This is a genomic window from Rhizobium sp. Leaf306 (genome assembly GCF_001423425.1).
In the GTDB taxonomy this organism is placed as follows: Bacteria; Pseudomonadota; Alphaproteobacteria; order Rhizobiales; family Rhizobiaceae; genus Neorhizobium; species Neorhizobium soli.
Genome location: NZ_LMNX01000002.1, coordinates 292,773 through 315,350 on the forward strand (window position 1 = coordinate 292,773; position 22,578 = coordinate 315,350).

Here is a 22,578-nt window from a genome sequence, read left to right on the forward strand (position 1 = left end):
GAGAATCGAGGCGAATTTCCCTGCGCCCGGATTAAGGCGAAGCTTTGAATTGGGATATGATAGAAGGGACCAAGGCTCCTTGCATCAACAAGCTTGTTTGAGAATTGCGTGAGGGGCCTTACATCCTTAGCAAAATAAGCTATTAGGCGCTCTTTAGATGGATGGGGCCCCAGCAAGGCCGGAGTGATCATGGCGCAGAACGACGACAGCTTTTTCCGTGAGGTCAACGAAGAACTTCGTTCCGACCAGTTGCAGTATGTGTGGAAGCGCTACAGCCGTATCCTGATCGGCGTTGCCGTTCTCGTCGTCCTCGGCACGGCCGGCTGGCGCGGGTACGAATACTGGGAAAACCACGGTTCGTCGCAATCGGGTGACCGGTTCATCGCGGCGCTCGATCTGGCCTCGAAGGGCAAGAACGACGAAGCGCTGGCAGCGCTGTCTGCGATCGAAAAGGATGGCTCCGGCGCCTATCCGGTTCTCGCCAAGATGCGCGCCGGCTCGGTTCAGGCCGCCAAGGGCGATACCGGCGCTGCCATCTCCACCTTTACCGCGATCGGCGGCGACACTTCAGCGCCGGCCGCGATCCGCGATCTCGCAAAACTGCGCGCCGCATGGCTGCTGATCGACGCCGGCACCTACGATCAGGTGTCTGCACAGGCGCAGGCCATGGCCAACCAGGGCCAGACGCTTGCCAATTCCGCCCGCGAAGCACTGGGTCTTGCCGCCTACAAGGCCGGCAACATGGCGGAAGCCAAGACCTGGTTCCAGCGGATCGCCGAGGATGCCAGTGCGCCGCGCAACGTTGCCAACCGCGCCCAGATCATGCTCGACAACATCGCCGCATCCGGCAAGGCGCCCTGATTTTTCGCCACAGGGCAGCAAGGAACGACTATGAGCTTCACCGTCGCCATCGTAGGACGCCCGAATGTCGGCAAGTCCACGCTCTTCAACCGGCTGGTCGGCAAGAAGCTCGCGCTCGTCGATGACACGCCGGGCGTTACCCGTGACCGCCGCCCGGGCGATGCCAAGCTGATCGACCTCCGGTTCATCATCATCGATACGGCCGGTCTCGAAGAGGTCGGTCCCGATACGCTCGAGGGCCGCATGCGGGCCCAGACCGAGCTCGCCATCGAGGATGCCGACCTGACGCTGTTCGTGGTCGATGCGAAGTTCGGCCTGACGCCGCTCGACAAGACGTTCGGCGAGCTGTTGCGCCGCAGCGGCAAGCCGGTCGTGCTGGTGGCCAACAAATCCGAAGCCAAGGGTTCCGACGGTGGTTTCTACGATGCCTATACGCTGGGTCTCGGCGAGCCGGTGCCGATTTCTGCCGAACACGGCCAGGGCATGATCGACCTGCGCGACGCGATCGTCGAGGCGATCGGCGAAGACCGGGCGTTTCCGGAAGGCGACGACGACGAGGCCGAGACGGATATCGACGTGCGCGACAGCGTGCTGGGCGAAGAGGCCGACGACGAGTTCGAGCCGGCCTATGACGATACCAAGCCGCTGCGGGTTGCCATTATCGGCCGTCCGAATGCCGGCAAGTCGACGCTGATCAACCGCTTTCTGGGTGAAGACAGGCTGCTGACCGGCCCGGAAGCGGGCATTACCCGCGACAGCATTTCCGTCGACTGGGAGTGGCGTGGCCGCACGATCAAGATGTTCGACACGGCCGGCATGCGCAAAAAGGCCCGCGTCCAGGAGAAGCTCGAAAAACTGTCCGTCGCCGACGCGCTGCGGTCGATCCGCTTTGCCGAGACGGTCGTGATCGTGTTCGACGCGACCATCCCGTTCGAGAAGCAGGACCTGCAGCTGGTCGATCTGGTGCTGCGCGAAGGACGCGCCGCCGTGCTCGCCTTCAACAAGTGGGATCTTGTCGAAGAGCCGCAGGCGGTGCTGGCCGAGCTGCGCGAAAAGACCGAGCGGCTGCTGCCGCAGGCGCGCGGCATCCGCGCCGTGCCGATTTCCGGCCAGACCGGTTATTCGCTCGACAAGCTGATGCAGAGCATCATCGACACCGACATGGTGTGGAACAAGCGCATCTCGACGGCCAAGCTCAATCGCTGGCTGGAAGGCACGCAGGTTCAGCATCCGCCACCGGCCGTTTCGGGCCGTCGCCTGAAGCTCAAATACATGACGCAGGTCAAGGCCCGCCCGCCGGCCTTCATGATTTCCTGCACGCGTCCCGATGCCCTGCCGGAAAGCTACATCCGCTATCTGACCAACGGCCTGCGCGCCGATTTCCAGATCCCGGGCGTGCCGATCCGCATTCACTTCAAGGCGGGCGAGAACCCGTTCGAAAACCGCCGCAAGAAGCGATAAACCTGCTCGATGATCGCGTTTAGTGCAGAGCGTCGATCATCAGCAGCACGAGCGATTTCGCCAAATGGTTGAAATATAAGCCAGAACGTGGGCTGAACGCAGCGTCCGCTAAGGCGTTTCGCGCTCTGCTTGCATTCGGTTCGTCTTTATGATCCACTCCTTCTTGTCGACCCGGTGCTGTGGAGGGCGTTGGGCGGCCTTTTGGGAGGTTTTTCATGATCGTACTCGGTCTGCTGACTGCCGTGGGTCTTGGTGCTGGTGGTATCGGCTATTTCATCTGGCGCGGATAGGCATCAGCGGGACGTGCCGGTTCGACATGCAGGCTAGCGCATAGAACCCCGGCCACAGCAGCAATATTCGGTTATCGCGCAGTCAGCGCCTTGACGCCCTGTACCTTGAGCACGTTGCCGAGAAACTGTTTCGAGGCGGCTTCCCAGGTGTAGCGGCGGGCAAGGCGACTTGCGTCCTCGCGCCGACACGTCAGTGCTTCCAGGCAGGCAAGCCGCAGGTCTTCGTTGAGGGCACCGGCGCCTGAGCCCTGTTCGATGATGTCGATCGGACCCATGACCGGATAGGCCGCGACCGGGACGCCGCTTGCCAGCGCCTCGAGAATGGTGTTGCCGAACGTATCGGTTCTGGACGGGAAGACGAACACGTCGGCCTGGGCGTAGGCGCGTGCCAGGTCTTCTCCCGTTTTCATTCCCGTGAAAAGCACATGTGGGTAGCGCCGTTGAAGGTCGGCGCGGGCGGGGCCGTCGCCGATCACGACCTTGGAGCCCGGCAGATCGAGATCGAGAAAGGCGGGCAGGTTTTTCTCCACGGCGACTCGGCCGACCGTCATGAAGATCGGGCGCGGCAGGTCGAAGGGCTTGGCCTCGAGTGCCACCGGGTGAAACACCGTCTGATCGATTCCGCGGCTCCAGCGCAGAAGATTTTTCACGCCGAGCTTGTGCAGTTCCCGCTCAAGGCTCGCGGTTGCCACCATGCAGCCGTTGCCGGCATTGTGGAACCAGCGGACGAAGCCGTTGAGCAGCCGGATCGGCACCGGAAAGCGGGCGGCCACATATTCCGGAAAACGCGTGTGATAACTGGTGGAGAACGGCATGCCGTTCTTCAGGCACCAGCGGCGGGCCGCAAGTCCGAGCGGGCCTTCCGTTGCAATATGCACGGCGGATGGCTGGGTTCCTTCGATGGTCGCGGCGACGCTGCGGAAGCTTGCGACCGAAAGGCGGATTTCCGGATAGGTCGGGCAGGGGATGCTTGAGAAATCCAGCGGCGTCACCATCGAGACATTGATGCCCATGCATGCCAGTTCGCGGTTGGTATTTTCGATCGAACGTACGACGCCATTGACCTGTGGATACCAGGCGTCGGTTACAATGGTAATCCTTGTCATGGTTTGACCCGGCCCCGTTGCCATGCCGGAACCGACTCGCGGCTGCCGACCATGTTTTCCGTTCCTTCATCGGAAAATATTGTAACAGGGCGATGAAGACGCGCTCTCAACGTTTGATTGTCGAAGCCGAACGCTGCTCGCAGCACCCCTCAGCAATGGACTTCCGCGGCCGGGATTGGTAGAGCCCCGGCATGCAGTACAGACCAGAAATCGATGGGCTGCGCGCGATCGCCGTCGTTCCCGTCATCCTCTTCCACACCGGTCTCGGGTTAATGCCGGGTGGCTTTGTCGGCGTCGACGTGTTCTTCGTCATCAGCGGCTACCTGATCACCGCGATCATTCTCAACGACCTGGCGAAAGACCGTTTCAGCATCGTCAATTTCTACGAGCGGCGGGTGCGGCGCATCGCGCCGGCGCTGCTTGTGGTGTGCATTGCCTGTCTGCCCTTTGCGGCTCTGTGGATGCTGCCATCGGAACTGGACGATTTCGGCAAGGACCTGTTCCACTCGCTGCTGATGGTTTCCAACTTCGAGCTTTGGGACAATACGGGATATTTTTCGCCCAGTACCGAACTGAAGCCGCTGCTGCATACGTGGTCGCTATCGGTGGAAGAGCAGTTCTATCTGGTGTTTCCGGTGCTTCTGTGGATGGTGCGCAAGCAGACGCGGCAGGTGATCTTCCGCATCGTGGCGGTTTTGGCGCTGATCAGCCTGTTTCTGGCATGGCCGGTTTCAAGGGTCGATCCGGTCGCGAATTTCTATCTCCCCTTTACCCGTTTCTGGGAACTTGCCGCAGGCGCGCTTTTGGCGATCGGCGGCATACCGACCCGTTACTCTGAGCGGACCCGATCGGCCCTGGGGCTTGCTGGCCTTATCCTGATCGTCGGCAGTTGCCTGTTCCTGACATCCGAGCTGAAATGGCCGGGACCGGTGACGCTGGCGCCGGTCGTCGGCACGCTTCTGGTGATCGCCTTTGCCGGTCCGGGCAATCTTGCCGGACGGCTGCTTTCGCTTCGGCCGCTGGTGGCGATCGGGCTGATCAGCTACAGCCTCTATCTCTGGCATCAGCCGGTGTTCGCCTTTGCCCGTCTGCGCTCGATGGACATGCTGCCGGGCTGGTCCTACGGGCTGCTGGTGGCGCTCGTGTTTGCGCTGGCAATCGCAAGCTATTTTCTGGTGGAACAGCCGTTCCGGAAGCCGCAGGTCGGCCGTCGCTTGGTGTTTTCCCTCAGCGGGTCCTTGGCGGCGGTGCTGGTGGTGCTCGGCATCGTGACCACCAACGCGCAGGGCTTTCCGGGCCGCGATCCCGTGCTCACAGCCATGGGGGAGCCGAGCCTCGGCATCGGCAAGATCTGCAACGGCGAAGTGCGGCCGGATGTCTGTACGATCGGTCAGGGCCCGGAAATGGCGGTCTGGGGCGATTCGCTGGCGATGCATCTGGTCGACGGGTTGGCGGCGTCCATGCACGATACGCCGGCCGATCAGGGCGAGGGACTGGTGCAGCTTCACAAGAACAGCTGCGCGTTTCCAACCGGCATCGCGCCCATTCCGCTCAACGATTCCGCGTCATGGCCGCTCGACTGCATTCGTCACAACGAGGCGGTAAAGGCCTATCTTGCAAAGACGCCCTCGCTGCGCACCGTCGTGCTCGGATCGCAGTACCTGACCTATCTCAGATCTGACCGCCGGGTGATGACGGCGCAAGGCCAGGCGATGCGGACGGATTACGGCCGGATGCTTGCCGAGGTCGAGGCGACTGCCGACTGGCTGCGCTCGATCGGTCTGAGGCCGGTGTTCATGGCGCCGCCGCCGCGCGATGGTCGCGATATCGGCCGCTGTGTCGTGCGAAGCGCCATGCTGGATGTTGCAGACACGCCCTGCATGATGGAGCGGGAGGAACAGCGCGCCCATGATGCCCTCGTGGAGCGGCTGATGGCGGACGTTTCGAAGCGGTTCCCGGTCGTGTCGCTCGAAGATTATCTCTGCGACGAGAAAAGCTGCCGGGTGGTGGATGACGGCGTTTCGCTGTTCCTCGACGACGAGCATTTTTCGCATCTGGGGTCGATCCATCTCGGTAAGACGCTCGATCTCTACGACGCGCTGACGGATGCCGCGCAACACGGTTGCGAGGCTGGCGTGAAGGTGGGCGAGCCGAAAGGGATCTGCCAGCTCAAGCCGACACATCCGATCGCGGTGGTTCAGCCGGGCAGAAGCTCCGGACTGATCAGCGCGCCGTGATGGCCGATGACGGTGGCGGCGACTGCGGCGCCGTAGGCTGCGGCTTCGTGCGGTGCGGCGCCGCTTAAGTACTTCGACAGGAAGCCGGCGTTGAAACTGTCGCCGGCGCTGGTCGTGTCGACCACCTTGCCGGTGGTGACGGCCGGTGCATGACCGGTCACGCCCGACAGGCTGAAGGTTGCGCCTTCTGCGCCGTTCTTGACCACGACATCCGTGACGCCGAGACCATGGTAGCGGGCGATCGTATCGGCCACCGTGGCATCGCCGAAATAAGTCGCTTCATCGTCGAAGCTTGGGAGAACGATGGTGGCGGCTCTTGCGCCATCCTCGATCGTCTTCAGCATGATGTCCCGGCTCACCCACAGGCGCGGGCGAAGGTTCGGATCGAAGGCGACCGTCTTGCCGGCGGCCTTGGCGCGGCGCAGTTCCGATAAAAGCGTCTCGACCGCTTCCGGTGCCAGGATGCCGAGCGTGATGCCGGAGAAATAGATGATGTCGGCGGTTTCGATTGCCGAGCGCAGGTGCTCGGCGTCGTCTGCGAGCTTGCGCGCGGCAGCGCTGTCGCGCCAGTAGCTGAAGGTGCGCTCGCCATTCTTGAGGGTGATCAGGTAGAGGCCGGGCGTCTTGCCGGGGATGCGGCGGATGAGGCCGGTGCCGATGCCGGCTTTCTCCATCATCCCAAGCATATCCGACGACATCGGATCGTCGCCGACTACGGTCAGATAGTCCACCGACCAGTCTTTGGAGAGGCAGGCGCGGGCATACCAGGCCGTATTGAACGTATCGCCGGCAAAGCCCTTGCGCAGCAGGCCTTCACCCGCCTGCGACAGTTCCACCATGCATTCGCCGATCGAAAGAAGCTTTCCGCCCAATTGTCATCCCTCCCATGGGTTTGACGCTCGAATAAGCTGAAGCGTCCGCCATGACAAGAGTGTGTGGCGGTTCGTTTCCGCGTTGTCTTTTGATGGCATGGCTCTAGTTTGGGACCAAGGTTGGAATGAGCGATTTTCAAGAAGGAGCATTGTGGAATGGTATTGGAGACCACGAGGGACACCACTCGCAAGGTTGACGGCAACTGGTGGCGCGGTGCGGTGATCTACCAGATCTATCCGCGATCCTTCCAGGACACGACCGGCGACGGACTGGGCGATATCAAGGGGATTACCCAGCGCCTGCCGCATGTGGCTTCGCTCGGCGTCGATGCGATCTGGCTGTCGCCGTTTTTCACCTCGCCGATGGCCGACATGGGCTATGACGTTTCCGATTACTGCAATGTCGACCCGATGTTCGGAACGCTTGCCGATTTCGACGAGATGATGACAGAGGCGCATCGCCTCGGCCTCAAGGTGATCATCGACCAGGTCATTTCGCATACATCCGACCGGCATCCGTGGTTTATCGAAAGCCGCTCCAGCCGCACCAATCCCAAGGCCGACTGGTATGTCTGGGCCGACCCCAAGCCCGACGGCACGGCTCCGACCAACTGGCTGTCGATCTTCGGCGGACCGGGCTGGGAATGGGACGGTGTGCGCAAGCAGTACTACATGCACAACTTCCTGATATCGCAGCCGGACCTTAACTTCCACAATCCCGATGTGCAGGACGCGATGCTGGATACGGTGCGCTTCTGGCTCGACCGTGGCGTCGACGGCTTCAGGCTCGATACCGTGAACTACTATTTCCACGACAAGCAACTGCGCAGCAACCCGCCGATGGTCTATGACACCGACGGCGCCGGCATGGAGACGGATACCAATCCGTATTCGATGCAGAACCATCTCTACGACAAGACGCAGCCGGAAAATATCGGCTTTCTGAAGCGGCTGCGGGCGCTGCTCGACAGCTACGACAACCGCGCCTCGGTGGGCGAAGTGGGCGACGGGCCGCGTTCGCTGAACACGCTCGCGCTCTATACGACCGGCGACGACAAGCTGCACATGTGCTACACGTTCGACCTGCTGGGCCCGGCGTTTTCTGCCGCCTATATCCGCAAGGTGATGCAGACCGTGCTTGATACGGTGGTGAACGGCTGGGTGTGCTGGGCGTTTTCCAACCACGACGTGGTGCGTCACGTGACCCGCTTTACCGAGGATCCGTCCGAGCAGGACCGCGTCGCCAAATTGTCCGCAACGCTGATCTCTGTCTTGCGCGGTTCGATCTGCCTCTACCAGGGCGAGGAGCTGGGCCTGAGCGAAGCGGAACTGACTTACGAGGATCTGCGCGACCCCTACGGCATCCGCTTCTGGCCGGCCTTCAAGGGCCGCGACGGATGCCGCACGCCGATGGTGTGGGAAGCGGGCGAGACCCATGCGGGCTTCAGCGAGGGCGCCAAGACATGGCTGCCCATTCCGGCCGATCACGCCAGCCGTTCGGTGGATGCGCAGGAGGCAATGCCGGATTCGGTGCTGCAGCACTACCGCGAAACCTTCGCCTTCCGCAAAAACCACCATGCGCTGATCGACGGCGACATGACGTTTATCGAGACCAACCAGGACCTGCTCGCCTTCGTCCGCGAAAAGGGCGGTGAGAAGCTGCTGTTCGTGTTCAACCTGACCCGCGAGCCGCAAAACTTCGTGCTGCCCAAGCGGATGGGCGACGTGATGCCGGTCGATCTTCCGGGGTTTGTGTCGAAGCTGGAAGCGGGTGCCGTGAAGCTCGATGCGCTGGATGTGTTCTGCGCGCGGGTGTGATGGCGTAGGTGTGAGTGGGATGGGAGGGGGAGGCAATCTTCCCCTCTTTCCTGTGATTGCCACAGGAATTTTGCCGACGCGTCGGTAGGGCGACGACGGTTCTTTCAGCCCAAGGACTTGGGCTGACTGGGTTCCTGTGACGAGCACAGGAATGCGGGAGTGTGGGGGACTGTGGGCGCAAAACTATCGGCGCCGGTGCCTGTGGATTGGTGCGGGGAGCAAGACGTTTTGGGTGGTTCAACGCCCGTTGATCCCCACCGCTTTCCCCAATCAGATCTCCTCGATCCGTCGGTCGTCTTCCGGGAGGATCGAGAGTTCGCGCCAGTCGATTTCCTCGAGCAGGAGATTGTATTCGTCGACGTTCAACTCGTAGGAAGCGCGGAGGTTTTCGAGTTCGGTGCGTTGTCCGGCGATGAAGAGAAGTACCAGTCGGCGGTAGGTGTCCATCGAGGCGGCGCGGTCGGGGTCGTCGAAGGCCTGGTGTTCCATCGTGAGTTTTGCGCGCAGTTTTTCGGCTTCTGTCCCCGTCTCGCCATCGAGGCGGCCGATGCCTGCCTTGACGACGCGGCGGCGCATCTCGGACAGTTCCTGCGCGCTGGTATGGCGCCGGTCGAGGCCGAGCCAGCGGATGAGCGGCGACAGCGTCAGACCCTGCAGGACAAGCGTGGCGATGACCACGGAGAAGGCGGTCAGCACCACCATGTCGCGTTCCGGGAAATCGGCGGGGAGCGCATAGGCTGTGGCAAGCGAGACGAGTCCGCGCATGCCGCACCAGGAGGCGAGGATCGCCTGTCTGGTCGATGCCGGCTCCTCGCGGCCGTCGCGACGGGCCCGCCAGGCTTCGATGCGGTTATAGGCGAGGCAGAGCGCGAAGCGGGTGGCGATGACGATGGCGACGATCACGGCGGAAAACAGCAGGGCTTCGGCGAAATGGCCGACCTCCATGTCTGCGTAGATGTCGCGTACCTGCATGCCCATCAGCAGGAAGGCGACGACGTTGAGGACGAACACGACAACCGTCCAGACCGCGTAGGACTGCACCCGCATGCGCGCCGACGACAGGCTTTCGCTGGTGCTGGCGATGGTCATGGCGAAGGTGACGATGGCGAGCACCGCCGACAGTTCCAGATGTTCGGCGAGGATCCACAGAAGGAAGGTCTGCACGAATTGCAGGAGATTGCCGCCAAGCGTGCCTGCGACGAAGGCCGACAGGCGGCGGATCACCAGCGCCGCGACCCAACCGAGCAGGATGCCGCCGGGAACGGCAAGAACGAGATGGGTCGTTACTTCGCGATCAAGCCCGCCGGCCGACTGGACGGCAAGGGCTGCCCCGAAGATCAGAAGTGCTGCGGCATCGTTGAACAGGCTTTCGCCGCGCAGGATGGCATCGGTGGTGCGCGGCACCGACATGGTGGAGAGGACAGCGGTGGAGGCGGCGGCATCCGGCGGCGCGACGATGGCTCCGAGCACGATGGCAGCTGCAATCGGCAGGCCGGCCATCACATAGCCGGCGACCGCGACCGTTGCCGTGGTGACGACGACGCCGCCGAGCGCAAAGACCACGAGCGGCAGCCAGAAGCGCCTTGCGGTATTCAGCGGGAAATCGAAGGCGGCATCGAGCAAAGCCGGCGCGATGAACAGCGCCAGCGCGATCTCCGGATCGAGCGCGAAGTAAGGCGCGCCCGGAACCAGCGCCACCGCAACGCCGGCCAGCGCCAGCATCGACGGATAGGGCACGGAGAGCCGCCGCGACACCTGCAACAGCACGATCGCGACCAGCATCAGGATGAGCAGGCTTTCGAAAAAGGTCATGGAGGTGGCGTCATTCGCTGCAGGGGTGATCGACCGGGCGCGTCACAGCGCATCCGTCGAGCATCATGTAGGGCGGGAGGGTGAAAGGGAAAACGGTTTTCGGGCGGGTGAGGGTGATGGCGGGTCTGCGTGGGCAGCGGGATTTGGGCGATGCCAGGTCCAAGGTCTGTTTCGAACGGCATTGCTCCGGGTTGCGGGACGCGATATCTGCTGGAGGCAAGGGCTTTGCATCGATCCAGCCAGATGGAGATGCAGGGCCGGCAGCGCTCAACAGGTGATGGACCGATGGCCCGCAAGAACAGAGACGAACCGGCTTCATGGGACGAGGCTGCGCCGGAGCCCGTGTATTGTCCGATGTGCGAGCGGGTGATCCCGGCGGATCAGCAGGAAAAGCATTATCTTGTCCCCAAGAGCAAGGGCGGCAAGGAAACGGTTTGCCTGCACCGGATCTGTCACGACCAGATCCATGTGAATTTGACGGATGCCCAGCTCGCCAAGAAGTTCTCGACGATCGAGGCGATCCTTGAAGACCCGGCGATACGGACATTCGTTGCCTGGGTGAAAACAAAACCTCCGGGGTATGCGGCTCCGCCGAAGGAGCCGCGACAGGGCCGGGGACGCGGGCCGAAAGCATAGAGACGCACGACCGCCTCGCGGTGGCTCTGACCGTTGTCTTGGCTGAGGCCTCTGATGTCTCGAGAACTGCGATTTCAGGCCACTTGTTGCCTGGCGATGGCTCCCGTAGCTTGAAAAGAGACAAGCCATCAAAGGGGAAGCAGACGAGGATCGCATGCATCACCTGGCCGTCTACAATTTCAACAATTTCCGGGTTCGCGCGGACGAGCCGGTAAACCAGGGTTTTCACGACAGGAACGACCTCAATTTCCAAGCGGCGGAAACGAGCGAGGGGTTTGTCGCTCGGTCGGGTTACGAGGGCGAGGAGAGGCCTGAGAGTTGGGGCCCTCAAGTGTTTCCGCGTTTCCATATAGACAATGGAGACGGCTGGGCTCCGGCGACCCTCTCCCTGTGGCGCGACCTGACAGCGCTCTACGCGTTTACCTACTCGGCCATCCATATCGAGGCGATGCGGAATGCGCGGCAGTGGTTCGACCGGCATACATGGCCACCTTACGTTTTGTGGTGGGTCTCTGAAGGTCATGTTCCCACCTGGCAGGACGGCTGCGAACGTCTGGAGCACCTGCACGACCACGGGTCCTCTTCCTTCGCTTTTGACTTCAAGACGCCGTTCGATCCGGATGGCCATCGCACCGCATTCGACCGGGCGGCAGTTCCGCGCTGAGCAGGAACCACTGAAGCCACCCTTCGTTTTTCCCTCCGCGGATGACATTTTCCGCAGGAAAGACAAGCGCTTACCCTTGCGGTCGCAGGCCTTATTATCTACGGAGGGGGTTCAAAGTTAAGGGATTTTCATGAGCAGAATTATTTTGGTCGTTTTGGTTGTTCTCATCGCAGCAACCGGGTTTATCGGGCAGCGCTGGTACAGCTACGTGTCGAACACGACTTCGGCCTATGACGAGGTCGGTATCGAGATCAACAGCCGTCTGCCGGGACCGCTGAACAAATGGGGCTGCGACAAGCTGCATGCCACATTCGGCGAAGTGCCGCCGCCCTATGGCTGCGCGAGCGCCGACGGGACGTCCTGGCGCTGAGTGGACGGGCCTGACTTTGCCTGGATGGTGAGGGCAGCCTCGTTTTCACATCGTTACAAAGAAAAAAGCCCGCGATCGCTCGCGGGCTTTTTTGATGCTTGAAGGGCTGATGTTCCGATCTCAGTCGAAATGCAGCTCGCGTTCGCCGTTTTCGTCGCGGATGCAGGTCTGCAGGCCGATCTTGTTCAAGATGTTGAGGAAAGGCTTTGGCGCCAGTTCTTCGATGTTTGCCATCTTCTTCACATCCCATTCACCTGATGCCACCAGCATGGCGGCGGCGACCGGGGGAACGCCCGCGGTATAGCTGATGCCCTGGGAGCCCACTTCGTTATAGGCTTCCTTGTGGTCGGCGACGTTGTAGATGAACACCGTGCGTTCCTTGCCGTCCTTGATGCCCTTCACGAAATCGCCGATGCAGGTCTTGCCTTCGTATTCCGGCGCGAGCGACGACGGGTCGGGGAGGCAGGCCTTGACGACCTTGAGCGGCACGACTTCGGAACCGTCGGCAAGCTTGACCGGCTGTTCCGACAGGAGGCCGATGGACTTCAGGACGGTGAAGACGTTGATGTAGTGATCGCCAAAGCCCATCCAGAAGCGCACGTCGGCGCCCTCCATGTTCTTTGCCAGTGAATGCACTTCGTCATGGCCGCAGAGATAGGCGCGGCGGGTGCCGACGACCGGCAGGTCGTAGTCCTTGCCGATTTCGAACATCTTGTTGACGGTCCATTCGCCGCCCTGCCAGGCGTAGACGACACCGGTGAATTCGCGGAAGTTGATTTCCGGATCGAAGTTGGTGGCGAAATACTTGCCGTGGCTGCCGGCATTGATGTCGACGATGTCGACGTCGGTGACCTTGTCGAGATAGTCGTCCTTGGCAAGGCGGGCATAGGCATTGACGACGCCCGGATCAAAGCCGGCGCCGAGAATGGCGGTGATGCCTTTTTCCTCGCATTCCTGCGCACGCTTCCACTCGTAGTTTCCGTACCACGGCGGGGTTTCGCAGATCTTGTTCGGCTCTTCGTGGATGGCGGTGTCGATATAGGCGACGCCGGTATCCATGCAGGCGCGCAGCACCGACATGTTGAGGAAGGCGGTGCCGACATTGATGACGATCTGGCTGCCGGTCGCCTTGATGAGGGCTTTGGTGGCTTCGATGTCGAGGGCGTCGAGCGCGTGGGCTTCGAGCTTGCCTTCTACCTTCATCGCCTTCTTGTCGTGGACCGAGGCGATGATGGCGTCACATTTCGACTTGGTGCGGGAGGCGATATGGATATCGCCGAGCACGTCGTTGTTCTGGGCGCATTTGTGCGCCACGACCTGGGCGACGCCACCGGCGCCGATGATGAGTACGTTCTTTTTCATGGTGGGGACGAGTTCCTTCAAGTCCAATCGTCAGAAGCCGCTGAGCTTTGTGCTCAGGATAGGCTTTGTTCGTAGTCCGCGTAGCCGAACTCGCGGACCGTCCTGAGGCTGCCATCCAGTTCACGGATGGCGATTGCCGGCATTTGCACGCCGTTAAACCAGTTTTTCTTGACCATCGTGTAGCCGGCGGCATCCTGGAAGGAAATGCGGTCGCCAACTTTCAGTTCATTCGGAAAATCGAACTCGCCGAAAATATCCCCGGCAAGACAGGACTTGCCGCAGACCATGGCACGATAAGGCCCCTGGTTTGGATGAACCTTTGCGTTTTCACGGTAGATCAGAAGATCCAGCAGGTGCGCTTCGATGGAGCTATCCACCACGACAAGGTTCTTGCCGTTGTAAAGGGTATCGAGGACGGTGGTTTCCAGCGTCGTCGAGCGGGTGATCGAGGCTTCGCCGGGTTCGAGATAGACCTGGACGCCGTACTCGCCGGAAAAGCGCTTGAGGCGCTCGGCAAACAGGTCGACCGGGTAATCGTCGCCGGTGAAATGGATGCCGCCGCCGAGGCTGACCCATTCGGCCTTCTTCAGCAGGGGGCCGAACTTCTGCTCGATTTCGCCCAGCATGCGATCAAACAGCGAAAAGTCGCCGTTTTCGCAGTTGTTGTGGATCATGAAGCCGGAGATCAGGTCCATGACTGGCTCGACCTGCTTCTGGTCCCATTCGCCCAGTCGCGAGAAGGGGCGGGCGGGATCGGCGAGATCGAAGGTGGACGAGGAGACGCCGGGGTTGAGGCGCAGGCCGCGGGTAATGCCCGACGACTGGCTCTCGAAACGCTGCAACTGGCCGATCGAGTTGAAGATGATCTTGTCGGCGTGCGAAACGACCTCGTCGATCTCGTAATCGGCGTACGCCACGGAATAGGCGTGGGTTTCCTTGCCAAAGCGCTCATGGCCAAGGCGGACTTCGTTGAGCGACGAGGACGTGGTGCCATCCATGTAGTCGCGCATGAAATCGAATACCGACCATGTGGCAAAGCATTTCAGCGCCAACAATGCCTTGGCGCCCGACGTCTCGCGGACAGCAGCGATCCTCTCCATGTTGCGGAGAAGCTTCGACTTGTCGATGAGGTAGTAGGGTGTCTGGAGCATATCGTGCGGTCGGCCTCGTGACGGTCCTGGGAAAGTGTATGGCGCCTATTGCCTCAGGCGGCTGTCATCTTCAAGACCCGAGGGCCAAGATTGTCGAAAGGGCCGCGGTTTGGCAGCCCTTTTGACAGAGACGGAGACGGTCCCGTTTGCCTCGCGTCAGGCTGCAGGCGGCATCTTCGCAAAGCGCGCGAGGGCCGGGTCGAGGTGGTCCCATGGCTGGGCCGCGTCGGTCCACGTGATGATCTGCGGCCGATATTGGTCCGGTGCGTCGAGGCTTGCTGCGCGGATGACAAACATGTCCGGCATGGCCGGAAAGGTCATGGAGACGGGCGCGCCGCAGGTTGGGCAAAAGGCGCGTCTTTTCACGGTGCCGCCATCGCCTGTTGCTTCCCAGTGACTCGGCTGGCCCTCGATCGTCACCGTCGCTCCGACGAAGACGAGATTGGACGTGTGGCCGGTGCCGCTTTCGCGCTGGCACTGACGGCACTGACAATCGACCATGGCGACGGGTTCGCCGGTGACGGTGTAACGGACGGCGCCGCAGGTGCAGCCGCCGGTAAAGGGTTCATGCATGGACGCTGCTCCATTTCTGGTTGCCGGTGCCTGAGGCTCGCGCCGGGGCGGGGTGTGGTCGCTAGAGGATCTCAGGCGGGAACGATGGCTTCGTATTCCTCGCGCAGGCGAAGCCATGCGGGCCAGAAGGCGGCAGGATTTTTGCCCGCTGCCTTGACCTCGAGGATGTCGAGGTGGGCATGCCAGCCGGCGCCGACCATGACCATGTTTCGACGGTCGGAAATGCGGCGGTGGGTGAGGGTCAGAAGAACATCCTTGCCGACGGCCTGCAGTTCGATCGAGACCTCGCCTGAAGGTGGCCAGGAGAAAACCACCCGGTGGGGTGCTTCGAAGGCGATCATCTCGCTCTGCATGCGCTGTTCTTCGGGAAAGCCTTCCGGGCGGCCGGCGGAATCATCGCTGAGTTCATCATTGCGCCAGACGAGCTCGAACGTGCCGCCCGGCTGGCTCGGCATCGTGCCGGACGCAAGCCACTGGCGGCGCAGATCGCTGTCGGTGACATAGTCCCAGATGCGTTCGATCGGCCCTGGTAGCTTGCGCTGGATCGTCAGGGCGAGGGGTTCTGTCATGAAGGCGTGCCTGCTCAACGATGTCATGTCGGTCATTGATCGTCTCCCGGTTTGCTGTGCGGTTTTCCTTCGGCTTTGGTGGTGGCCTCGCCTTGCGGGCCGGTGGTCTTGATCGCATCGTCCTCGCGCAACAGCCGGTCGAGCGTGTCGAGGCGGGCGGTCCAGAAGCGTTCGTAGAAGGCCAGCCATTCGTGGGCGGCGGCGAGCGGGCCTGGCGAAAGGCGGCAGAGATGCGTACGGCCCTGGATTTCCCGGCGGACCAGCCCGGCTGCCTCCAAGACCTTGATGTGTTTCGACGCGGCTGCCAGCGACATGTCGTAGGGGGCTGCCAGTTGTCCGACAGTCTGCCCGCCGCTTCCAAGAGCCGTCAGCATCTGCCGGCGCGTGGTGTCGCTCAGAGCCTGAAAAACCGCATCGATCTGATGTTCCGTTAATTCAACCATAAGGTTTAACTTAAAGCCTCCGCTGCAATTGTCAACCATATTGTTGAATGTCCGGTTCTGGCTTTTATCAAGAGTTGCAAAAGCGAGAGGGAATCATAATCTGCAGGCGCTGCCCGATGTACCGGTCAGCCAAATGCAGACGTTCACCTCTCACCTGTCAGATCAATCGAGGGTAAGCCATGAGCAGCAGCTACATCACCACCAGCGACGGCACGCAGATCTACTTCAAGGACTGGGGCAGCAAGGACGCCCAGCCGATTGTCTTCCATCATGGATGGCCGCTTTCGTCCGATGATTGGGACGCCCAGATGCTGTTCTTCCTTGGCGAGGGTTACCGCGTGATCGCGCATGACCGTCGCGGGCACGGCCGCTCCAGCCAGACCGATACCGGCAACGAGATGGACACATACGCGGCAGACGTGGCCGAACTGGCGGCGCATCTGGACCTCAAGGAAGCCATCCATGTCGGTCACTCGACAGGTGGCGGCGAGGTGACGCGCTATGTCGCGAAATTCGGCCAGCCGCAGGGCCGCGTTGCCAAGGCCGTGCTGATCGGTGCGGTGCCGCCTGTCATGGTGCAGAGCGACAGCAATCCGGGCGGTTTGCCGCTGTCGGTGTTCGACGGATTTCGTACCGCACAGGCAGCCAACCGGGCGCAGTTCTTCCTCGATATCCCGACCGGACCGTTCTACGGCTACAACCGCGACGGTGCCAAGGTCTCCGAAGGCGTGATCCGCAACTGGTGGCGTCAGGGCATGATGGGCGGCACCAAGTCGCATTACGATTGCATCAAGGCGTTTTCCGAAACCGACTTCACGGAAGACCTCAAGGCGATCGACCTGCCGGTTCTCGTCATGCATGGCGACGACGACCAGATCGTGCCGATCGCCGATTCGGCGATGCTGTCATCGAAGCTTTTGAAGAACGGCACGCTCAAGGTCTACGAAGGTCTGCCGCATGGCATGGCGACGACGCATGCCGACGTCATCAACGCGGATCTCCTGGCCTTCTTCAAGGCATAGTTAAAACAGAAATGGCTCGTCGCGAGACGAGCCATTTCCAGAGATTTCATCGGTTTCAAAAAATCTTACAAAGCAAATTTCAAAAAGAAAAAATGCTACCAGCCATGCCGGCAACGCTGTGTGGATGCGTTCTGACCCGCCGCGTCATGCAGCGGACAAGATTTCAGGCGGCTGCAGATTTCGTCTCAGCCGGGATGCAGTAGATGTTTTCAAGCGTCGACAGGACCTTGAGAACCGAGTCCGCGGAACTCGAATAATAGATCGTCTGCGCATCGCGGCGCGTCTTCACCAATTTCTGCGCGCGCAGCTTGGACAAGTGCTGTGACAGTGCAGACTGGCTCAGGCCAACTTGAGTAGCCAGTGCCCCCACAGCTACTTCGCCCTTGACCAGGCAGCACAAAATCATCAGCCGCTTTGGATTTGCCATCGCAGACAGCAAATTCGCTGCTGCATTCGAGTGGTCTGAAAGTGGCATCGTTTCCATCATATCTCTATCCCCTCTTCCTGAGCATGCCGTGCTCCGGTAATGCCGTAGTCCCTGGAACTGACTAAACCAGCAGACATCAAAGTTGTATATCCCTAGATTTTGGGTAGTCGACTACACTGTTTTAGACATATTGAAAATATACTGGGACGCGTGCTCGGGGGACGATTGCAACGTCCTGAACTCATGTCTCAGCAATGTGTCTCCGGCGATCAGATCTAGCCCGGCGCTATCTGCACCGACGAACCGCCATTGACCAGCATTCTTTGCGCCGAGCCGTGCGGCAAGGCTGTTCGCTTCGTCCGTCAACTCTCTGATATCGCGCGAGAAATTACTCCATTCCTCGCCGCTTCCAGGGTTCGCGATGACAAGGTCGCTGCCATTCAAGGCATAGGCCCTGCCAAAGCCGCCGTTGAGCGAGGCCGACTGCGGAACAAGGCGAAAATAGTAGAAATCCGGAAAGTCGATATAGAGTTTTGCTTTCGGATGACGGTCCAGAAACCGCTGGCGGATGCGCAGATGGACGGGACTATCCCTTTCCACTTTTTCCGCAATGCACTGAACGGTGATTCGCGGATGGGCGAGCGGATCGCCCTTGCCGGTCTCGCCGGCGAGTAGAGAACAGCGGGGATCGCCTGCCAATCCCTTCGTATGACCCGACAGCGCCGATACGAGAATCACCGGCACGCCATCGAGATCGGTTCCGGTCAGCACGCGGCTCGCGGAGGGAAAACCGCTTGTGGGATCAAGCACCGCAAGCGCCATGTGACGGGCGCCGCGCACCAGCATCCGCGCAAGGTTGCGTGCTTCCTCATCCGTGTCGCGCAACACGCTTTTATCTTTCGAAGGTTCCTGCGCAGAGGTCGGTGGAAGAGCCTGTCTCACCGTCATTGCGCCCTGCAGCTCGTCGGTCAAAATATTCACCAGTTCTAAATTTCAAATCTCTATAACAGCAGATCATTAACAAACGAGTGTCAGTCCGCCTTGATTTGCATCAAGTCCGGCGTCGGTGGCGTGTCAGACCTGCAATCACGTCGTCAGCCGTAATCGCGCCGACGACGGCGCCGTTATCGACGACCGCGATCGATCCCCTCTGGCGGGCCAGCGCATCCATGATGTCGACCAGCGGCGTGGTGCTCTTCGCTGTTGCCGACACCGGCGGCGCCCCGGCATCGGCGGTTACGCCTTGCCGCATCACGTCGCCCGCGGTCAGCAGGCTGATCGGGTTCATGTGCTGGACGAAATCGGCGACATACTGGTTTGCAGGTGCCTGGACGATCTGCTGCGGGGTGCCGCACTGGACGATACGGCCGCCTTCCATGATGGCAATGCGGTTGCCGATGCGGAAAGCCTCGTCGAGGTCGTGGCTGACGAACAGGATGGTCTTTTTCAGGCGGCGCTGGAATTCCAGCAGCTCGTCCTGAAGGCGGGTGCGGATCAACGGATCGAGCGCCGAAAAAGGTTCGTCCATCAGCAGGATCGGTGCGCCGGTGGCAAAGGCGCGGGCAAGGCCGACACGCTGCTGCATGCCGCCGGAGAGTTCACCCACCTTGCGATCCGCCCACTGGCTGAGGTTGACGAGTTCCAGCTGTTCGTCGACGCGCTTGCGCCGCTCCGGTTCGGCGACGCCGGCAAGCTCCAGCCCGAAGCCGACATTGTCGGCGACGGTGCGCCACGGCAGCAGCGCGAACTGCTGGAAGACCATCGAAACCGTGTGCATCCGAAGATCGCGCAAGGTGCGGGTGCCGGCCTTGTAGGGATCGACCGGTCCGGACGGGGTGGCGACGCTGACCGCGCCGCGCACGACCGGCGCCAGACCGTTGACGGCGCGCAGGAGCGTCGACTTGCCCGAGCCGGACAGGCCCATCAGCACGAGGATTTCGCCTTCGCGCACCGACAGCGTGGCATCGGCGACTCCGAGCACGATCCCGGTTTCTTCCGAGATCTGGTCGCGCGTCATGCCCTGGTCGAGCAGTTTGACGGCCCGTTCCGGGTTGTTGCCGAAGATGATATCGACCTTCGAGAAGGTGACGGCGGCAGGCGCTGTCCGGTTCATCGCGTCGGTCATGACTTGCCTCCCGGTTCTGCCGTTCTGAACATGCGGTCGAGAATGATCGCCAGGATGACGATGCAGAAGCCGGCATCGAAGCCGCGGGCGATGTTGACGGTGTTGAGCGCCCGCACGACCGGTACGCCGAGACCGGGGGCACCGACAAGCGCTGCGATTACCACCATCGACAAAGACAGCATGATTGTCTGGGTAAGGCCTGCCATGATCTGCGGCATCGCGTAAGGAAGCTCGATCTTGCGCAGGACCTGCGACGGCGTCGCGCCGAAGGCGACGGCTGCTTCGGTCAGAGATCCGGGCGTCGAGATGATGCCGAGGCGGGTGAGGCGGACCGGGGCGGGGATGGCGAAGATGACGGTTGCGATAAGGCCCGGCACCATGCCGAGGCCGAACAGAATGAGCGCCGGGATGAGATAGACGAAGGTGGGAATGGTCTGCATCAGGTCGAGGATCGGCCGCAGGATTTCGTAGAGCCAGGGGCGACGGGCGGCAGCGATTCCGATCGGAATGCCGACCGCCATGCAGACGGCGGTGGCTGCAAGGACTAGCGCCAGCGTCTCCGTCGTCTCTTTCCAGTAGCCCTGGTTATAGATTAGCAACAGACCGATTGCGGTGAAGGCTGATATCGAGACGGATCGTCTCAGCCAGAAGGCGAGCGCCGTTACGATGGCGATCAGCACGAAGGGGTTCGGCCCCTGCAGCACGTACAGGATCGCATCGATGACCGCCGACAGCACGGTGGCAAGCCAGTTGAAGAACCAGTCGGCATTGGTGGTCAGCCAGTCGACCGCATCTTTCGCCCAGTTTCCAAGGCGGATCTTGCCGGTGGAATCCACAAGCCAGTTCGGGAGCGAGTTGGTTAGCCAGTTCACGTCGCGTGCCTGCCTCGTCTGGAAGGGTGATACAAGGAGCGAAAGCGTTACCCTTGAGGGCGCCCCCAAGGGTCTACCAACGTCAGCGGATCCTCGGGACGGGCCCGAGGATCACGCCTTATCGCCGGCATTCGCCGGTTTGCGACGCGTGTTACAGGCCGAGTTCAGCCTTGACGGCGGCCTCGGCTGGCTTGCCGTCCTTGGTGGTGACGCCGGCAAGCCACGGGGTGATCGCTGCGCCATTGGCCTTCAGCCACGTGGTCGCCGCTGCTTCCGGCTCTTCACCGTCGTTGAGGATGCCGCCCATGATCTGGTTTTCCATCGGCAGCGAGAACTTCAGGTTCTTGATGAAGGTGCCGACATTGGGGCATTCCTGCGTGTAGCCGGCGCGGACGTTGGTATAGACTTCGGCGCCGCCGAAATTCGCGCCGAACACGTCATCACCGCCGGTGAGGTAGGTCAGCTTGAAGTTGGCGTTCATCGGATGCGGTTCCCAGCCGAGGAAGACGACGGGTTCGCCGGCCTTGTCGGCGCGGGCGACCTGGGCCAGCATGCCCTGTTCAGAAGATTCCACCACTTCCAGCTTCTTGAGGCCGAATGTGTCCTTCTCGATCATGCCGAGGATCAGGCGGTTGCCGTCATTGCCGGGTTCGATGCCATAGATCTTGCCGCCCAAAGCATCGGACTTGGCTGCGATATCCTTGAAGTCCTTGATGCCGAGTTCGGCGCCCTTGGCATTTGTTGCCAGCGTGTACTTGGCGCCGACGAGGTTGGGGCCGATGGATTCCACCGACTTGTCGGTGAGGAAGGGCCGGACGTCGGCTTCCTGGGTCGGCATCCAGTTGCCGAGGAAGACGTCGATATCCTTGTTCTTCAGCGACGAATAGGTGACCGGCACCGAAAGCACCTTCACATCCGTCTCATAGCCCAGCGCCTTCAAAAGGACGGAGGCGGTGGCGGTCGTGGCGGTGATGTCGGTCCAGCCGACATCGGAGAAACGGACGGTGCCGCAGCTTGCCGGCTCGGCGGCCGAAGCAGCTCCGCTCAGCGCCATCATGGAGACGGCGGCGGCCAGAATGGTCTTGGTCGAAACGGTCATGGTCATATTTATGCTCCCCATTAAAATCATGCCCAACCTTATCAATATCTCTCCGAAACAGGCAAGCTTGTGCATCACGGCGTCTGAAGCCACCATTTGCGACAAGGCGCCGATTGATGGGTCGTTCGCGTATTTTTTGTGGGTTTTGCGTGGCGGCGCTTTTCTTCGATGCCGATCGGCATCACAAAGCCGCATGGCCAAGCTTTACTTCCATTACGCGACGATGAATGCCGGCAAATCGACCATGCTGCTGCAGGCATCCTACAACTACCGCGAACGCGGCATGCGCACGGCAATCTTCATCGCCGACTTCGACCACCGGGGCGGCCAGGGGCGCGTTGCATCGCGGATCGGGTTGTCGTCCGAGGCAATCCCGTTCAGCCCGGCGGACGATCTCTATGCCGAAATTTCAACCTTGCATGCGCAGGAGCCGCTGACCTGCGTCTTTATCGACGAGGCGCAGTTCCTGACGTCCGAGCAGGTGTGGCAGCTTGCCCGCATCACCGACCGCGTCGGCATTCCGGTCATGGCCTATGGTCTGCGGACCGATTTCCGCGGAAAGCTGTTTCCGGGGTCGCAGGAGTTGCTGGCGATTGCCGACGAACTGCGTGAAGTCCGCACGATCTGCCATTGCGGGCGCAAGGCAACGATGGTCGTGCGTGTGGATGCCGATGGCGAGGCGCTTCGCGAAGGCGCGCAGGTTGAAGTGGGCGGTAACGACCGCTACGTCTCGCTTTGCCGTCGGCACTGGGAAGAAAAGATGCGCTGCTGGTAAGCGGCGACGCGAAGACTGCCACTGTTCCCGTTT

The 22,578-nt window shown here is 61.3% G+C and carries 22 protein-coding genes; 9 read left to right on the forward strand and 13 right to left on the reverse strand.

Annotation, left to right across the window (positions count from 1 at the left end):
- Window positions 1–189 precede the first annotated feature (189 nt).
- Together ASG19_RS09290 and der are read left to right on the forward strand one after the other, a co-directional pair.
- On the forward strand, window positions 190–861 hold the full coding sequence (locus tag ASG19_RS09290; RefSeq protein WP_062455572.1) for a tetratricopeptide repeat protein: 672 nt from the start codon (window positions 190–192) through the stop codon (window positions 859–861).
- Between the two features lie 30 nt (window positions 862–891).
- The gene (der, locus tag ASG19_RS09295; RefSeq protein WP_062455575.1) at window positions 892–2,322 is read left to right on the forward strand and encodes a ribosome biogenesis GTPase Der; all 1,431 of its coding nucleotides are present in this window, start codon (window positions 892–894) and stop codon (window positions 2,320–2,322) included.
- Window positions 2,323–2,683: 361 nt separating this feature from the next.
- On the opposite strand, the gene ASG19_RS09300 is transcribed toward der, so the two are convergent.
- Window positions 2,684–3,718, reverse strand: coding sequence for a glycosyltransferase family 1 protein (locus ASG19_RS09300; protein ID WP_082476315.1), 1,035 nt, complete (start codon window positions 3,716–3,718; stop codon window positions 2,684–2,686).
- Between the two features lie 191 nt (window positions 3,719–3,909).
- Here ASG19_RS09300 and ASG19_RS09305 point away from each other — a divergent pair, with 191 nt between their 5' ends.
- Entirely contained in the window at window positions 3,910–5,955 is a 2,046-nt protein-coding gene (locus tag ASG19_RS09305; RefSeq protein ID WP_062455581.1) for an acyltransferase family protein, read from the forward strand.
- Here ASG19_RS09305 and ASG19_RS09310 read toward each other — a convergent pair.
- On the reverse strand, window positions 5,916–6,827 hold the full coding sequence (locus ASG19_RS09310) for a sugar kinase (protein ID WP_062455583.1): 912 nt from the start codon (window positions 6,825–6,827) through the stop codon (window positions 5,916–5,918). The two genes, ASG19_RS09305 and ASG19_RS09310, sit on opposite strands and share 40 nt — an antisense overlap.
- Window positions 6,828–6,983: 156 nt before the next feature.
- Here ASG19_RS09310 and ASG19_RS09315 point away from each other — a divergent pair, with 156 nt between their 5' ends.
- Window positions 6,984–8,645, forward strand: coding sequence for an alpha-glucosidase family protein (locus tag ASG19_RS09315; protein ID WP_062455586.1), 1,662 nt, complete (start codon window positions 6,984–6,986; stop codon window positions 8,643–8,645).
- Window positions 8,646–8,915: 270 nt separating this feature from the next.
- Here ASG19_RS09315 and ASG19_RS09320 read toward each other — a convergent pair whose 3' ends face one another.
- Entirely contained in the window at window positions 8,916–10,457 is a 1,542-nt protein-coding gene (locus tag ASG19_RS09320) for a sodium:proton antiporter (protein ID WP_062455588.1), read from the reverse strand.
- A 285-nt stretch (window positions 10,458–10,742) separates the two neighbouring features.
- Here ASG19_RS09320 and ASG19_RS09325 point away from each other — a divergent pair, with 285 nt between their 5' ends.
- The 3 genes from ASG19_RS09325 to ASG19_RS09335 all read left to right on the forward strand — a co-directional run bounded on the left by ASG19_RS09325 (window position 10,743) and on the right by ASG19_RS09335 (window position 12,127).
- Window positions 10,743–11,093, forward strand: a complete 351-nt coding sequence (locus ASG19_RS09325) for a restriction endonuclease (RefSeq protein WP_062457890.1) — start codon at window positions 10,743–10,745, stop codon at window positions 11,091–11,093.
- A 154-nt stretch (window positions 11,094–11,247) separates the two neighbouring features.
- Window positions 11,248–11,757, forward strand: a complete 510-nt coding sequence (locus ASG19_RS09330) for a DUF3291 domain-containing protein (RefSeq protein WP_062455592.1) — start codon at window positions 11,248–11,250, stop codon at window positions 11,755–11,757.
- 130 nt (window positions 11,758–11,887) lie between these two features.
- Entirely contained in the window at window positions 11,888–12,127 is a 240-nt protein-coding gene (locus ASG19_RS09335) for a hypothetical protein (protein WP_062455595.1), read from the forward strand.
- A 120-nt stretch (window positions 12,128–12,247) separates the two neighbouring features.
- Here the strand turns inward: ASG19_RS09335 and ASG19_RS09340 are convergent, their stop codons facing one another.
- The 5 genes from ASG19_RS09340 to ASG19_RS09360 form a co-directional block, all read right to left on the reverse strand.
- A complete protein-coding gene (locus ASG19_RS09340) occupies window positions 12,248–13,489 on the reverse strand; it encodes a saccharopine dehydrogenase family protein (protein ID WP_062455598.1) in 1,242 nt (413 codons plus the stop codon).
- 53 nt (window positions 13,490–13,542) lie between these two features.
- Window positions 13,543–14,640: a carboxynorspermidine decarboxylase gene (locus tag ASG19_RS09345; RefSeq protein ID WP_062455601.1), complete on the reverse strand. Its 1,098-nt coding sequence runs from the start codon at window positions 14,638–14,640 to the stop codon at window positions 13,543–13,545.
- Between the two features lie 156 nt (window positions 14,641–14,796).
- Window positions 14,797–15,213: a GFA family protein gene (locus ASG19_RS09350; RefSeq protein WP_062455604.1), complete on the reverse strand. Its 417-nt coding sequence runs from the start codon at window positions 15,211–15,213 to the stop codon at window positions 14,797–14,799.
- A gap of 71 nt (window positions 15,214–15,284) precedes the next feature.
- Entirely contained in the window at window positions 15,285–15,818 is a 534-nt protein-coding gene (locus tag ASG19_RS09355) for an SRPBCC family protein (RefSeq protein ID WP_062455606.1), read from the reverse strand.
- Window positions 15,815–16,225, reverse strand: coding sequence for a metalloregulator ArsR/SmtB family transcription factor (locus ASG19_RS09360; protein WP_062455609.1), 411 nt, complete (start codon window positions 16,223–16,225; stop codon window positions 15,815–15,817). Before ASG19_RS09360 ends, ASG19_RS09355 begins: the two co-directional genes overlap by 4 nt.
- A 179-nt stretch (window positions 16,226–16,404) precedes the next feature.
- Between ASG19_RS09360 and ASG19_RS09365 the strand changes: the two genes are divergently transcribed.
- Window positions 16,405–17,247, forward strand: coding sequence for an alpha/beta hydrolase (locus tag ASG19_RS09365; protein WP_062455612.1), 843 nt, complete (start codon window positions 16,405–16,407; stop codon window positions 17,245–17,247).
- Between the two features lie 163 nt (window positions 17,248–17,410).
- Here ASG19_RS09365 and ASG19_RS09370 read toward each other — a convergent pair whose 3' ends face one another.
- From ASG19_RS09370 to ASG19_RS09390, 5 genes are all read right to left on the reverse strand, one after another.
- Window positions 17,411–17,731 (reverse strand): metalloregulator ArsR/SmtB family transcription factor, encoded by a 321-nt coding sequence (locus ASG19_RS09370; RefSeq protein WP_062457893.1) that lies wholly within the window; start codon window positions 17,729–17,731, stop codon window positions 17,411–17,413.
- A 114-nt stretch (window positions 17,732–17,845) separates the two neighbouring features.
- Window positions 17,846–18,622 carry a pyridoxamine 5'-phosphate oxidase family protein gene (locus tag ASG19_RS09375; protein WP_062457896.1) on the reverse strand — a complete coding sequence of 259 codons (777 nt, stop codon included), beginning with the start codon at window positions 18,620–18,622 and terminating at the stop codon, window positions 17,846–17,848.
- Between the two features lie 103 nt (window positions 18,623–18,725).
- Entirely contained in the window at window positions 18,726–19,799 is a 1,074-nt protein-coding gene (gene choV / locus ASG19_RS09380) for a choline ABC transporter ATP-binding protein (RefSeq protein ID WP_062455615.1), read from the reverse strand.
- Window positions 19,796–20,671: a choline ABC transporter permease subunit gene (gene choW / locus ASG19_RS09385; protein ID WP_062455618.1), complete on the reverse strand. Its 876-nt coding sequence runs from the start codon at window positions 20,669–20,671 to the stop codon at window positions 19,796–19,798. Before choW ends, choV begins: the two co-directional genes overlap by 4 nt.
- Before the next feature lie 151 nt (window positions 20,672–20,822).
- The gene (locus ASG19_RS09390) at window positions 20,823–21,776 is read right to left on the reverse strand and encodes a choline ABC transporter substrate-binding protein (RefSeq protein WP_062455620.1); all 954 of its coding nucleotides are present in this window, start codon (window positions 21,774–21,776) and stop codon (window positions 20,823–20,825) included.
- A gap of 187 nt (window positions 21,777–21,963) precedes the next feature.
- On the opposite strand from ASG19_RS09390, the gene ASG19_RS09395 reads away from it, so the two are divergent.
- The gene (locus ASG19_RS09395; RefSeq protein WP_062455623.1) at window positions 21,964–22,545 is read left to right on the forward strand and encodes a thymidine kinase; all 582 of its coding nucleotides are present in this window, start codon (window positions 21,964–21,966) and stop codon (window positions 22,543–22,545) included.
- The last annotated feature ends 33 nt before the right edge of the window (window positions 22,546–22,578 follow it).